This window comes from Rhodococcus sp. FG69, assembly GCF_057808915.1.
Genome location: NZ_JBMDIX010000071.1, coordinates 1 through 13,008, shown reverse-complemented (window position 1 = coordinate 13,008; position 13,008 = coordinate 1). Strand labels below are relative to the sequence as shown.

The following is a 13,008-nucleotide window of genomic DNA, read 5'->3' as shown; positions in this document are numbered from 1 at the left end:
AGAAAACCAATTAGCTATCGCATAGACGCTGGACTGCTATCGGGGGCCCAACCAGTGGCCTTCGGCGTCAGTTCCGTGTGCGGTCGCAAGTCTTTCCCGATACACGTCTTCCCACATCGCAGCGATGGTGCCGAACCATTGGCCATATGCCATCCGGTACAGGGGTGGAGGTGTGCCACCGCTGAACATCTCAGCAAAAGCGGCGGCTTCGTTTCCGGGTGTCATGATGGAAGGGGGAGCGGTCATCAGGCTCGATAACATCGACATGGGAACTGCACCATCAGTATTTGTGCTCTGCAGCTTCATTGTCGGCACATTCAGGTGGTCACCGACGGCCTTGCCGTTGTCCTTTGATTCACGCCACTCAACGATTTTCGTCGACAGCGCGTGGCACGCGGTCAGTGTGAGCAGCAGCGCGACCCGGTAGCTCTCGGCGAATTCGGCGATCACTTCGTCGACCGTTTGCACGCGTAGGGAGGGGTCCCCATCCAGGGTTGTCGCAACCGATCCAGCGGCAGCTCGTAGCTCATCCAATGCGTCGCGCAGCTCACCGTTCGTTTTAGGGAGGTTAGGTTTGCCCAGTGAATCGAACTTGTGCAGAGCCGCCGCCAGCGGAGCGATGGCTAGCGCGATGTGTCCCGCGGGCGCATCGCCGTCGAGAGCTTCGATCTGGTCCGCGAACACGCCTTGGAGCGTTCCTACGATAGTGGCCATGTTTATCCGTGCGTCGCGGTCGACGGGTAGGCCGCCCGTCAGCATTTGATCCGTGGTCGAGTGCACGGAGCGGGCGTTCGCGAGCCAGCGTTCGCGACGGTCGTGGAGTGCCATTCCCACAGGATAGACACTGCGCATGTGACGGGATCCGTGTTCGAGGACTGGTGAAGTTCTGTTCGGACAGTCGGTCCGCGTGTCTGGCGCAGGTCGCTTTACGGTCGGTAATACCCTGCAGGTATGAGGCAAGGTCTGGACCGAGCGCAACTCAATATCGGTTGAGGTGAATCGTGGCGGTCGGCTGGTTCGTGAGATTCTACGATTTCAGCCGCCCGTTAGTTCGAGTTGACGTCGCGGGGATCGCCTTCGACGATGTACTCGCACTAGCCAAAGCCAACGGGGCCAGACATGGAACGCCTTACTTTCTGAGTCCAGGGGGCAGGGCAGATGGCCGACTCAACGCTTTTTGGCGCTCGCCGGTGCTTTGGGGCGCAGCAGATAGCACAGTCCGTCGCTACGCCCTCAGCATCAAAGTCTGGTTGGACTTCCTACACGCCGTGGACGTCGAATGGACCGCGGCCACCTCGAACGACCTCGCAGTGTTCAAGAACTGGCGGATGTCAGTAGAAAGCAATCCGGATCCTGTATCTGCCAACACATTCCGGTTGGACCTGGCTGCCGTGCGGAAGCTGTATCTGTGGGCTGCAGACGAGTGCGGCGTGGCGAATCCCGTGCGGAGCCATGTGCTGTCGGGCGGCTACCGAGGCGAAACTCGGCTGGACGCCACGCCTTCGGATATCCGCACGTCAGACGTCAAATGGATGACTCCTTCGGCATTTCGGCAATGGCGCACCATCGGTTTGAGCGGATACACGCGCGACGGCCAGCAGCGTGAACGGTGGGTTGGACGCACAGAGGACCGCGACGTCGCGTACGCAGACGGGCTCTACGGTGCCGGGCTGCGGATGGGGGAGTGGGCCAGCGTGCTCACGTCCGAAATTCCCGGGGTCTCGACGGAGCGACTACTGCGTCTCAGGCTCGCATCGGCCTGCGCAAAGTCCGGCGTCTCTCGTCCCTACTGGTTGCGGCGAGCGGTCTTACAGGCTGTTCGGTTCTACATCGAGGACGGTAGCCGTCAGGCGGTAGTGGCAGCAGCTCAGCGCAATGGACGGTACGACGTCGTCCCTAATAAATGGGTGGTCGATGAGATCGGTTCGAACGGCATCTTGCTGGCAACCGATCAGGACGGGGTGCGACGTCGGGTGAATGTGGACAGCGTGGGTCCTTCGTTGCGGAGTCGACTGTTCATCCGTACTCCGGCGGGATTGGAACCGATGATGTTGTTCCTCAATATGGATGGTCTTCCGCGACATAAAGCAGCTTGGTACAACACCTTTCGTGATGCGAACAGGCGAGCGGCAAAGGAGCTGGGTGACCGGTCCGGGAGGCTGTGGTGTCGCCCGCACATGCTGCGGCACAGCTTCGCGCTGCGGTGGTACTGCATTGCGACCTTCGTCGCCTGGCAACGAACCGACATGCTCACCGTCGCCGAGCGCCGAGATTTCCGCAACCAGCTGGGCGACGTCTGGTTCTTGTTGGCGACGTTGCTCGGGCACCGAAGTGCGGAAACTACCAGGCAGGTCTATCTGGAGCCGTTTCAAGGGTTGCAGGTCGAACAGCTGGTGGCGCTGATGGACGCAGACGATCGGGACGCGCTGGAGCGGTTGGCCGGCGCTGTCGGTGCCGGGCATCCGCGTGTCATCGAGGGGATCGGGCCGTGACGGTGGGGAGGCCTGCTACGCCGCCTCCGGCGGGGTGGGTGGCACCATTTGTATGCGGTCCAGAGCTTCAGGTGCCGTTCATCAGTGAGGATGGGACGCAGCGCGCCGTCTTCGATTTCGATCGCCTGCCCTGTGACGTCAGGGTGCGAAAAGAACTGGCGACGTGCTTCACCGCCGTGAACGGGCCGTTGGGGACGAGCCGTCGCGTTAAAACTGCGCAATCTTATTGGGGCACAGTGCGGTTCGTCTCGAAGTGGCTGGCGAAGACGCGCCCGGGACTACGGTCGCTGAGCGAGTTGACCGCTGCGGACATCGAGATGATCTGCATGGCGCTGCGGTTGCCGAGTGGGGACAAACGTTGTTACGAGTTTCGGGTGCTTCTGCGTGCCGGCACGGTGCAGCTCCGACCGGGCGTCATCGACAGGTTCGCTCAGTTCGATAAAAAGGTTCGATCCGACCCCGCGCAGCCGTATTCCGACGTCGAGTTTCAGCGCATCACAACGGTATTGCGCGCGATGGTTCGGAACGCGAAAAGCCGGCTGCGTGAACATCGTCAGCTGGTCACGGACTACCGAGCCGGAAAATTCGATGATCTCGATCGAAACGAACCACGCGTGGTTCTTGCCGAGGTGCTCGACTACTGCATGCGGACCGGCTCACTTCCCCTGACCGGCATACGCACACCGAAGCGATCCGCCAGGGCGTGGCAGGCGTATCTCGTCGGCGGCAGCCGTCCCCTCCACACGCTGATTCACCTGACCGCTGGGGAAGCGTGGGCATTCGCGATGTTGCTGGCCGCGACCACCGGACACAACCGATCGGTCATCGAAGCCCTCCCTGCCCGTCACCATCTCGCGACCGCAGCGGACGAGCCTCAGATTGCCCTGGTCGAGATGAACAAACCCCGCAGAGGCCGGCGAGCTCGAATGACCGTTCCCCTGACCGGCGTGCCGCCTGAGCTACGTTCGCCCATGGCCGACCCCCGACCACCGCGCATTGCAGAGACGTCACTGACCAGTGCATACGGAGTGTTCACCCTCCTCCTCGACCTCACCGAGCCCGGCAGAGCAGTCTTGAACACCCAGTGCGCGTTCGTCTACTACAACCCAACCCCGCCCGCCCGGGGCGCGGTCGTATTGAGCGATGGACTGCCCGCCGACGGGGACCACCGCCGTTGCCATCCCCGCTGGCTTCGGCCCTGGCTGACCGGAAACGAACAGGACGACGCACTGCTCCTCGGGATTGGCTTCAACCGTATGCGCAAGACCTACCTGGAGCGGACCCGGACGCCGACCGCGCACACTCCAGCAACATTGGCCGGCTACCTCTCCCGGATGGACACTGTCCGCTTCGAGGGATTTCAGATCGTCCACGAAGCATTGGCCGAACAAGTCGAGTCGGCGCTTGCGCGCCGTGAGATGACACTCGAGCAGAATGCGATGGTCGCGGGCGACGATACGGCGTTGGGGGTATGCACCGACTTCACTCATTCACCTCTCGATGGTGGTCGGACATGCTCTCAAAACTTCCTCAGTTGTCTGGACTGTTCCAATGCCAGAGCGTTACCTCGGCATCTACCCATGCAGCTCGCCGTCCTCGACGCGCTGCGCGACCTCAGAGCCGCTCTGACAGCCCACCGATGGGCACTCGAATACGCCGGTCGTGTCGCGCAGATCGAGGACATGATCAGCGCATACGAGCCTGCACAAGTACGCGTGGCCCGCGAGAAGATCTCCGACGATGAGCGCCGCCTGGCTCTGCGATTACTGGACGGAGTGTTCGACACGCCATGAGTCGGCCAGCATCGGCATCTGCGCCCGAATTTCCCGTAATCGACGGCATTGCAGCAGTTCCCGATGCTCCCGTGTTCCACCGCAGGCCATTGCACGAAGTCGGGTCGATCGGTGCACCTCGGTTCGGTGACGATTTCTGGGACCTCACACCCGCGATGCATCTCAGACACCGGAAAGTGACCGTGAACTGGCTGGCATTTCCCGCCGAGTTCCGTGAACCGATGAAGCTTTACACCTTCGCGCTGATCAACGTCACAAACCGTTCCCCACGGCTCGTCGCCGCCAACAGCGGATTTCCATCCCTTCCGACGATCAAGCACGACCTGCAACACTTGCGACGTTTTGCCGGGTGGCTTGTCGGACGCGGCTATCACAGGTTCGATCAACTCCACGACGATGACCTCGACGACTACGCCAGGCTCGTACTTTCCAGAGAAGATACTTCGGCGAGGGTCAAACGCTCGTTGTTGTGCGCAGTCATGAGACTGCACGCATACCGGGAATACCTGCCAGAACACTGTCGACTGCAGGTCGTTCGTTCTTTGTGGGGAGCAGCCACCGCAGGTCAGATCGTAGGCGTTTCAAATGCAAGCAGATCGGAGAACGCAACATCTCGCATCACCCCGGATGTCATGGGAGCACTGCTGTCCGCCGCGCTCGTCACCATCGACGTCATCGGCCCTGACATAGTCGGTACCGCCATCACGGTATCGACCATGCGCCGAATTGCCCACGAAAGCATTGGCAGGCAACAGCCATCTCGATGGGGTAAGCCTGATCTGGCCGGCGCGACAGCGAGGTTCGAGACCCTACTTCCGGCGTTGCGGGAGGCGAAGATCCCTATACCTGGGATCGGAGGCAGCGCCCTCGGCATAGATGTCGAAGGCCTTGCGGTCGGCAGCTTCATGGACACGACAACCCTCAAGGGGATGGCCTCACTGATCTCCGACATTGCGCAACAACGGATCCCGACCACAGTGGACCTCCTGCGAGTAACAGACTTTTCAGAGATCACTGGCCACCGATGGCGGGATGAACCCGTCGGGGCCCGTGAGTTGCTCAAACTGATCGACCACGTCGTCGCAGCGTGTTTGGTACTCACCACCTACTTGTCGGGCATCAGGCCAGGGGAAGCGCTGAATCTCAGACGCGGTTGCATCAGCCGCTCGAAAACCCTCGAGCTCGTATTCCTCTCGGGCACCCAAGAGAAAACCCAACCCGGTCGCCGCGAACGCTCACCTGCGACCATTCCGTGGGTTGTCACCGAGCACGTCGGCAGGGCCATCGCTCTCCTGGAACAACTGGCTCCAGGAGAACTACTGTTCCCCTACGCCGGGAGATACACGCCAGATGCGTTTCAGCACTCCAGTTCTCGTGTTATGTCCGCCAGTCGTGCAAACCAGCGAGTGCGTGCTTTTGTCGAGTGGTTCAACACCGACATTGCCGGGACAGTCGGACACGAGCAGATAGCCGCCGACCCCCATGGGCCGATCACGCTGTCTCGATTTCGCCGTACATTGGCCTGGCACATCGTCCGCCGACCGGGTGGACTCATTGCCGGAGCAATTCAGTACGGGCATCTGCGAACTCAGATCACCCAAGGTTATGCCGGTCAGGCTGATGCAGGATTCAACGACGATGTCGGATTTGAGGAGTTCTTGCTGCGCTGCGAGACCATCCATGCGGACCACCAACGACTACAATCTGGCGAACAAGTTTCCGGCCCAGCGGCCAGCAGTTACATCGGCAGGGTCACCGCTGCCCGAGAATTCCTCGGGCACAGCGTGAGTTCCCCAGCGCAAGCACGGGCGTTACTCGCCAACGAAACCCTGCAGATTCATCACGGAGCGTTCCTCACCTGCGTCTACCGAGCTGAGACAGCAGCGTGTCGAGATGCGGCCCAAAGCGATACCGCTCCGGTCTGGCGGAAATGCAAGCCCAGCTGTCGCAACATCGCTCGAACGGACCAGGACATCGATGCTCTCGAAGCGCACAACGATGATTTGATCAGCGACCCGCTCCAGCTGCATCTACCGCTTCCGCTGCGGGCGCGTCTCAACGAACGCACAACGTCGAACTCGGCGATCATCTCCGACCATCGAGGCACGGCGACATCAGCATCCAATCTGCACAAACATCAACCACAGGCGGAAACGTGGACAAGCGAGTTCTGATTCAGAAAGCAATCGCAAACCTCATCTCGGGGAACCCGACCTGCTCAGACGGCAAGCTTACGGTCAGCAACCTGGCGAAGGAAGCAGGTTTGCACCGGCAGAGGCTCTACGACGAGTTCCCTGACCTGGTCGAACACTTTAGAACGCAAGCGGGGTCATTCGCCCCGGTCGGTGTCCAAAAGCAGCTGCAACTCGCAGAATCAGCCATCGAGCAACTCGGCAAACGTAATGACGAACTTGTCCAGCAGATTAAGGAACGCGAACTGCGAATAGAAGTCCTTTCTGCTCTCGTCGTCGAACTGACCCTCCAGCAGGAGCAGCTCAATCTGGTGTATCTGCGTCCGAATCAGGCTGGGCGACATCCCTAGGCGCATCACCTGAAGCTTCCCTGGACGGCCGACTTCGCTATCGATCCTTGGCACGACCTGTCTCACACGTCTCCCAGAAACCAGTACTTCATCGCGGCAAACGTTTTGCGAGGTAGCGCATATTTCTAAGCTGTTCGACATGGCCATTGATTTCCGAGTCCGACCTCCCGTCGACGACGATGAGCTGTCGCGACTGCATCACGATGCGTTCGGCGGGGTCTACGAGTTTGTGCCGTGGAGATCTCGGCTGGAGAGGCACAGCAAGTCATGGATTTGTGCCTTCGATAGTGGGGAGCTCTGCGGGTTCGTGCACGCAGCATGGGACGGAGGCAAGCACGCGTTCCTGCTCGACACCGCGGTTGCTACACGATGGCGACACCAAGCAATCGGGACCCAGCTCGTCTCCTACATCGTTTCCGATTTACGAACCACCGATGTCGAGTGGCTACACGTCGACTACGAGGCACAACTCGACGAATTTTACTCAATTGCATGTGGATTCGATTCAACTTCCGCTGGGATACTACGACTGAAGTGACCGAGTCGACGAGATTCACACCACGGATTCGCGAGCACTATTCTGGGTTGTCCCCGCCTGCTAACCAGACTGCCAGCTCTCCGGTGGCGGCAAGCCGAAATCTCGACTACAGGAAAGCGCCGTACGTGACACTTGAACCTGATAGCGACCCGAGCCACGAAGAGCGTCCATGGAACATCAACATTCACTACGACGGATTGCTCGACTCCTTGGTTTCTTCCGACGCGCACGATGTCCTCGACGTCGGATGCGGTGACGGGTTCCTGGCCGCCCGCTTGGCCAGGCGTATTGCGCGGGTAACTGCCTTGGACGTCGATGAACCGGTGCTGCAACGCGCCGAGGCGCGGTTCCCGGACGTCCCTGTTCGGTGGATGAACGGTGACGTCGCGATCGTAGATCTGCCCGAACACAGCTTCGACGCAGTGGTTTCCAATGCCACCCTTCACCACCTAGGCGATACCCGCGCCGCGCTCCGCCGGTTGTCCGCGTTGGTGCGTCCCGGCGGGACTCTTGCTCTGGTGACCTTCGTCAAACCATCAGCGCGCGAAGCCCCGTATTGGTTTGCCACATGGGTTTCCACCGCAGTTGTCAAACGGTTGCGGGGCAGTTGGAGGCATACCGCACCCGTCAGCTGGCCTCCCCCGGAGACCCTCCGACAACTTCGTAATAACACCCACGCCGCTCTTCCCGATGCCCAAGTACGTCGACTCCTCTACAACCGCATCCTTATCACCTGGCGAGCAAGTCCAAGCAGCTGACTATAAGTACCTGCCCGCGGGCCGCGCAGCACACGACAGCCGATCCTGGGTGATCTTTGATAGCTCCCCGGACACAACTGTCCAACAGTGAACCTGGCAACGAATCACCTGGTGCCTCGAACGCACCGTCAGCGACAACCCTGACGAAGTTGCGCTCGGCTGGACGGTGTTCGGCACCGTAGCCGCGACACCGTTCATCGCGAAGACCGACCGTCGCACACTCCGAGCAATCGCGGACCGTGACATCGACCCCGGCAGCGACGATCTGGCGGAAACCGACGACAACAGTGACAATGGGCCTACAGCAGACCGCGAGGAGCGCTCATGACCACCACCGAACCACGTCGGGCATGGACCCCTGAGCAACGCCGGAAGGTCCGCGCCGCAGCCGCAGGAGCCTCGATCAAGCTCCGCGAGTACGACAACGATCCAGTCCCACAGTGGCTACGCGACGTCGCCGCAGGCAAAGACACCAAGCCGCCGACTGACTGACAACCCCATCTACCTGACAAGGCCCGCCCTCAAACCTGGGGACGGGCCTTCGTCATGTCGCGCACATCGGGAATCGATGCCATCGACTACGACGACCGACTGGCCGCCATGCGGGCGGCAGGCGAATCGAACTCCACTGCGCTCCGTCCTGCCAGGGCTCGGGCAGCAGAGGGAACATGAAGCCGCCCCCTCACGTAGACGAGGCGGCTCGCCGCCCGTCAGTGTGCGGCGTTGTATGCCTCTTCGATGTCGGCCGGAATGCGGCCGCGTTCGCTGATTTCGTAGCCCTGATCAAATGCCCACTGCCGAATCGCCCGCGTCTGCTCCGGATCACGCTTGCCCGATCCGCCGACCGTTGTCGCGGCCGACGCGTCAGCGGGGGAGGGCTTACGCTTGCGGCCACCGACTCGCGTCGCGTGTCCGACGTAGTAGTCGATCTTCTTGTGAAACTCGTTCGCGTTCTTCGCCTTCAGGTCGATCGAGTACTCGACGCCGTTGATCGCGAATTCAATCGTCTCGCCGGACTCGTCGTCGATGACCGACCCGTCGATATCGTCCACCAATTGGGTTGTCACTCGTTTGGCCACAGCCGGAAAACCTTTCCTCGACACATTCGTAATGCGCAACCGCGTTGCTATTCATGAGCGTAACCAGCACCGACATCCCTACCCTTCATGACACAAAGTTCGAGCCGCTATCGAGTCGTATTCGCTTCCTGCAGTCCGGCGCACAGGCACCGCCGAGAAGCAGGACTGCTGTCGCACAGGTAAGGGTTCAGGGCAACTGGGCAGCGCCGGGCCACCCTGCGGGCGTCCGCCGAATCGAACTCCGCTGCGCTCCGTTCTATGAGAAGAGATCTCATTTTCGTCAACGTCATTGCCGGCATCACCGGGCCTCGGACGTAGGTTCTGGGTGCCTGGGGACGCCGTGACGGCGCTCAGTGAGAGCGCCTCGATCTGATCTTTGAATATGCTGACCCGTGTGGCCCCGCCACTGAGGGCTGGCCTCGATCGGTGAAGCGGCTCATTTCGCCGCTGCAGTGCAGATCTGCGTCTGCAAGACGTCGGCTGATGTGACTAGACAACGCTGGGGGCCGGGTGCATCCTCGGAAGGGGTGCCGCTTGACACCCTTTCTCGAGTCAGAGGAATACGCCAATGCATGATCTTGCTGGCCGGTTGGACGACGTCGATCCTGTTGCCGCACAAGCAATCCGAGTCATCCATCATTTCGATCAGCTCACTTTGGCGGGAGTGGGGATACGCGCACTGTTGAAAAGCGCGGCTGAACTGACAGGATGCCCAGTCGGAGTCGTGCATGGCGGACGTACGCTTCCTCTTGTAATCAGAGGCGACGGCACTGAGGCTCACACCCTTGAGATCCCGTTGGGTGCGCATCCCGTGCCCGGGATGAGTGGCGCGAGCATCTGGCTGGATCGTTTGGGGCCGGCGGTGTTCTCTGATCCCTACGTGCTCGACCGCCTTGCCTCTGCGGTGTCGACAGTGCTGTCCAGAACAGCAACATCATCGCTTGCCGGGAGCGATATCGGGCTCGTAGAGATCCTGATAGACCGGGCAGAGTCGGCCCAGGTCCGGCACAGCGTTGCCGCTCGGTTAGGACTGAGCACGTCGCCCATCACCGTCATCGTAACCTTGGGCGGACGCGGAAAGCTCCCGCCTCGATCTGCCCCGTTGGGATCCCTTGTGGTCACGTTGTGCGCGTCAGCTGACTGGCCGGCTGGGTTGCCCGCACGAGCTGCGTGGGCTATCGCCACAAGCGTTGTTGACGTGCCCGCAGCCTTCGACGACGCTCGCGCAGCTTTGCGCGTGACTGCTTCGACAGGCGAATCGGGCGCGACCCGGATCGCCGCTGACGATTTAGGTGCCCTGAAGCTTCTCGCGCAAAACGCCGACTCGCCAACAGCCTTGAGGGAGGTTCAACTCATCGACCGCGCGGCGGCTGCCTGCGGGTGGGTCGAGGACACGATTATTGCCTTGGCCACGTCGGACAGTCGTAGGGCTGCAGGGGCGGTACTCGGCGTTCACCACTCGACGCTTCAACAACGCATCGTGCTGCTCAGCCGCCTCCTTGACTACTCGGTACAAGGTGCAGATGGACGGCTGCGTGCCTATCTGGCTGTGATGCTGCGAAGAGCGCGACGGAACGACTGGTAACTCTCGCCTCAATCGTCCGCGCAAGTTCGGCTTTCGATCCGCCAAATGGCGGTAGTCCGTTGCCGCAGACGGCCGGATACTGACGGTATGAAGCAGTTCGAACCCGCCGAGCAGTCACCTCAGGCCCCGGCTCAAGCCGCAAACAACGAACCGATCCGTAGATTCACGGTCGACATTGTCGCCGCCGACGGCTGCAAACTGAGAACCGCAGTCTTCCTACCAGCAGGAGCTGGTCCATACGCCACCATCTTGATGAGGACACCTTACGGAATCACCGAAGCTGCGTCGGCAGCCGAGGTGGTCGGTCAAGCAGGTGCGGCGCAGGGCTACGCAACCGTCGCTCAAGACGTTCGCGGACGGCACGGATCGGACGGAGATTTCAACCTTGGTCAACACGACCAAGAAGATGCCACTGCAACGCTGGACTGGATCACCGGGCAGCCATGGTCAGACGGAGCGGTAGTGCTTCGTGGGGACTCTGCTGGTGGTCTTTTCGCCTGGTTGGCTGCCACCACAAAGCACCCGGCAGTTAGAGGTGTCGTCGTAGGAGTCACAGGCGGAGTTTTCGATGGGTTCGGTTACTTCGATCGTGGAGTGGTCCAGCCCGAGAACTTGATCGGCTGGGTAGGGAACCTGATGCTTCCGGACCGACTTGCACGAACTGGGCTGGCTGTGGGGGATCCTCGGTGGCGCGTACTCGCCGAGGGCGATACGACCCCGACCTTGGTGGAATTGCTGACCTTGGGTGCTGGAGAGGAGGCCCACGCGGCCGAGCTCATGCGCAGAATGACTGCACTCACTGAGGCCAACCGGCGATCGATCATGCAACTGGCGTCGGAGCCAGCGCAGACCCATCAGCAGCTGGAAGAACTGATGCCTTGGGTTGCACAATGGCTGGCACACCCTGACCCCGAGGACTCATTTTGGGACTACCTCGACTACGGAGACGAGCTCGAGGTGCTTCCCGTCCCAGGACTGCACCTGGGGGGATGGCACGACGTTTTCATACGCGGAACCATCCGCAACTATGTACGCGCTGCGAGTGCCGCTTTGGCCCCTCAGCGGCTAATCATCAGCCCGTATACACACTACGGCTCGAATGCCCCGGTCGGATCGTGGACGCCACCGCTCGCTCAGCAGCCCGACAGCATGGGCATGTTGGGCACGACGCCGGGACCTAGCCCTGATGTGGTTCGTAACTGGTTGGCACGCTACCTGGACGCCAGCGGATCATCGGAGATCGAGAGCGGCGCGCCGATTTCCCTCTACGTTCAGCGAGCCGACCTCTGGAGGGATGAATGGGAATGGCCCCTGGCGCGTACTGAATGGACACCGCTTTACCTGAAGAGCAACGGGTCAGCGAACACCGCCGATGGTGACGGGGCACTCTCTGCATTGTTGCCACAGAGCGGGTGCGTGGACAACTACACCTACGACCCCGACGACCCAGTCCCCTCGGTCGGGGGGACACATCTAGGAGCCTATCTGCCTGCCGGGATCTTCGATCAAACCGCAGTAGAGGCCCGGGCTGATGTGCTTGTCTACACAAGCACACCCTTCGAAGAAGGTTTCGAAATAACGGGGCCCGTCACGGTGACCTTGTTCGTCTCCACCTCAGCGGTAGACACCGACTTCACTGCGAGGCTCACCGATGTCGACATCGAGGGGAGGTCGACCAATGTTTGCGACGGGGTGGTGCGCTTGAGATTTCGAGCAGGTTCCAAGGGGTTGGTGCAACCGCATAGCCAGCAGCGCGTGGTGGTCGAGCTTTCTCCCACAAGCTATTGGTTCGCGCCTGGTCACCGTGTTCGTCTTCAGGTCTCCTCCAGCAACTTTCCGCTTCAGCAGCCGAACAGCAACACCGGTCAAAATGAATGGCTGCATGACGTGAGGCCACAGGCAGCGAATCAGACCGTGTTTCACGGAGGAGCCACGCCTTCGGCTCTGTTGCTCCCGGTAGTTCCCACCGCTGACTAGGGAACTTGCCCGCGATTTGCCCAGCACGCGCGGTAGGTAAGCGACGATTCGACGCCCGAATCGCTGCACACGGGAAATTGACGAGATCGAGTTCATCCATCATGGGTGCACAGAATTATCGGTTCGAGTCGGTTGCGGCGTGCTCACTGAGCATGGCGATTACGTCGCGCCGCGCATCCTCCGCATCCATGTCCGTGGCCATGAAAAAGTACCCACTGGTGGCCAGGTCGAGGTCCCCACTGGT

The 13,008-nt window shown here is 60.9% G+C and carries 13 protein-coding genes; 11 read left to right on the top strand and 2 right to left on the bottom strand.

The window, feature by feature from the left end; translation table 11 throughout:
- Positions 1-36: 36 nt before the first annotated feature.
- Positions 37-828 carry a hypothetical protein gene (locus ACODSO_RS28535; protein ID WP_489039992.1) on the bottom strand — a complete coding sequence of 264 codons (792 nt, stop codon included), beginning with the start codon at positions 826-828 and terminating at the stop codon, positions 37-39.
- A 173-nt stretch (positions 829-1,001) separates the two neighbouring features.
- On the opposite strand from ACODSO_RS28535, the gene ACODSO_RS28530 reads away from it, so the two are divergent.
- The 9 genes from ACODSO_RS28530 (at position 1,002) to ACODSO_RS28490 (ending at position 8,795) form a co-directional block, all read left to right on the top strand.
- A complete protein-coding gene (locus ACODSO_RS28530; protein ID WP_235386888.1) occupies positions 1,002-2,492 on the top strand; it encodes a site-specific integrase in 1,491 nt (496 codons plus the stop codon).
- A 71-nt stretch (positions 2,493-2,563) separates the two neighbouring features.
- Positions 2,564-4,285 carry a hypothetical protein gene (locus ACODSO_RS28525; RefSeq protein ID WP_144407360.1) on the top strand — a complete coding sequence of 574 codons (1,722 nt, stop codon included), beginning with the start codon at positions 2,564-2,566 and terminating at the stop codon, positions 4,283-4,285.
- Positions 4,282-6,459 (top strand): hypothetical protein, encoded by a 2,178-nt coding sequence (locus ACODSO_RS28520; protein ID WP_052683785.1) that lies wholly within the window; start codon positions 4,282-4,284, stop codon positions 6,457-6,459. The genes ACODSO_RS28525 and ACODSO_RS28520 overlap by 4 nt, the downstream gene beginning before the upstream one ends.
- Positions 6,441-6,827, top strand: coding sequence for a hypothetical protein (locus ACODSO_RS28515; protein WP_287454774.1), 387 nt, complete (start codon positions 6,441-6,443; stop codon positions 6,825-6,827). The genes ACODSO_RS28520 and ACODSO_RS28515 overlap by 19 nt, the downstream gene beginning before the upstream one ends.
- Before the next feature lie 139 nt (positions 6,828-6,966).
- Positions 6,967-7,365, top strand: a complete 399-nt coding sequence (locus tag ACODSO_RS28510; protein WP_045196664.1) for a GNAT family N-acetyltransferase — start codon at positions 6,967-6,969, stop codon at positions 7,363-7,365.
- A gap of 125 nt (positions 7,366-7,490) precedes the next feature.
- A complete protein-coding gene (locus ACODSO_RS28505; protein ID WP_235386886.1) occupies positions 7,491-8,123 on the top strand; it encodes a class I SAM-dependent methyltransferase in 633 nt (210 codons plus the stop codon).
- A gap of 166 nt (positions 8,124-8,289) precedes the next feature.
- Positions 8,290-8,451, top strand: a complete 162-nt coding sequence (locus tag ACODSO_RS28500; RefSeq protein ID WP_489039990.1) for a hypothetical protein — start codon at positions 8,290-8,292, stop codon at positions 8,449-8,451.
- Positions 8,448-8,615, top strand: coding sequence for a hypothetical protein (locus tag ACODSO_RS28495; RefSeq protein ID WP_155290214.1), 168 nt, complete (start codon positions 8,448-8,450; stop codon positions 8,613-8,615). The genes ACODSO_RS28500 and ACODSO_RS28495 overlap by 4 nt, the downstream gene beginning before the upstream one ends.
- Positions 8,616-8,669: 54 nt before the next feature.
- Positions 8,670-8,795, top strand: coding sequence for a hypothetical protein (locus ACODSO_RS28490; RefSeq protein WP_269455189.1), 126 nt, complete (start codon positions 8,670-8,672; stop codon positions 8,793-8,795).
- A gap of 38 nt (positions 8,796-8,833) precedes the next feature.
- On the opposite strand, the gene ACODSO_RS28485 is transcribed toward ACODSO_RS28490, so the two are convergent.
- Entirely contained in the window at positions 8,834-9,202 is a 369-nt protein-coding gene (locus ACODSO_RS28485) for a histone-like nucleoid-structuring protein Lsr2 (protein ID WP_489039989.1), read from the bottom strand.
- A 568-nt stretch (positions 9,203-9,770) separates the two neighbouring features.
- Between ACODSO_RS28485 and ACODSO_RS28480 the strand changes: the two genes are divergently transcribed.
- Together ACODSO_RS28480 and ACODSO_RS28475 are read left to right on the top strand one after the other, a co-directional pair.
- On the top strand, positions 9,771-10,787 hold the full coding sequence (locus ACODSO_RS28480) for a helix-turn-helix domain-containing protein (protein ID WP_068373152.1): 1,017 nt from the start codon (positions 9,771-9,773) through the stop codon (positions 10,785-10,787).
- An 87-nt stretch (positions 10,788-10,874) separates the two neighbouring features.
- The gene (locus ACODSO_RS28475) at positions 10,875-12,764 is read left to right on the top strand and encodes a CocE/NonD family hydrolase (protein ID WP_068373155.1); all 1,890 of its coding nucleotides are present in this window, start codon (positions 10,875-10,877) and stop codon (positions 12,762-12,764) included.
- Positions 12,765-13,008: the final 244 nt, after the last annotated feature.

What these genes read in the sequence shown, in the direction of transcription:
- ACODSO_RS28510 (WP_045196664.1), top strand. Translation starts at nt 6,967, where the DNA reads ATGGCCATTGATTTCCGAGTCCGACCTCCCGTCGACGACGATGAGCTG.
- ACODSO_RS28480 (WP_068373152.1), top strand. Translation starts at nt 9,771, where the DNA reads ATGCATGATCTTGCTGGCCGGTTGGACGACGTCGATCCTGTTGCCGCA.
- ACODSO_RS28495 (WP_155290214.1), top strand. Translation starts at nt 8,448, where the DNA reads ATGACCACCACCGAACCACGTCGGGCATGGACCCCTGAGCAACGCCGG.
- ACODSO_RS28535 (WP_489039992.1), bottom strand. Translation starts at nt 828, where the DNA reads ATGGCACTCCACGACCGTCGCGAACGCTGGCTCGCGAACGCCCGCTCC.
- ACODSO_RS28475 (WP_068373155.1), top strand. Translation starts at nt 10,875, where the DNA reads ATGAAGCAGTTCGAACCCGCCGAGCAGTCACCTCAGGCCCCGGCTCAA.
- ACODSO_RS28490 (WP_269455189.1), top strand. Translation starts at nt 8,670, where the DNA reads ATGTCGCGCACATCGGGAATCGATGCCATCGACTACGACGACCGACTG.
- ACODSO_RS28520 (WP_052683785.1), top strand. Translation starts at nt 4,282, where the DNA reads ATGAGTCGGCCAGCATCGGCATCTGCGCCCGAATTTCCCGTAATCGAC.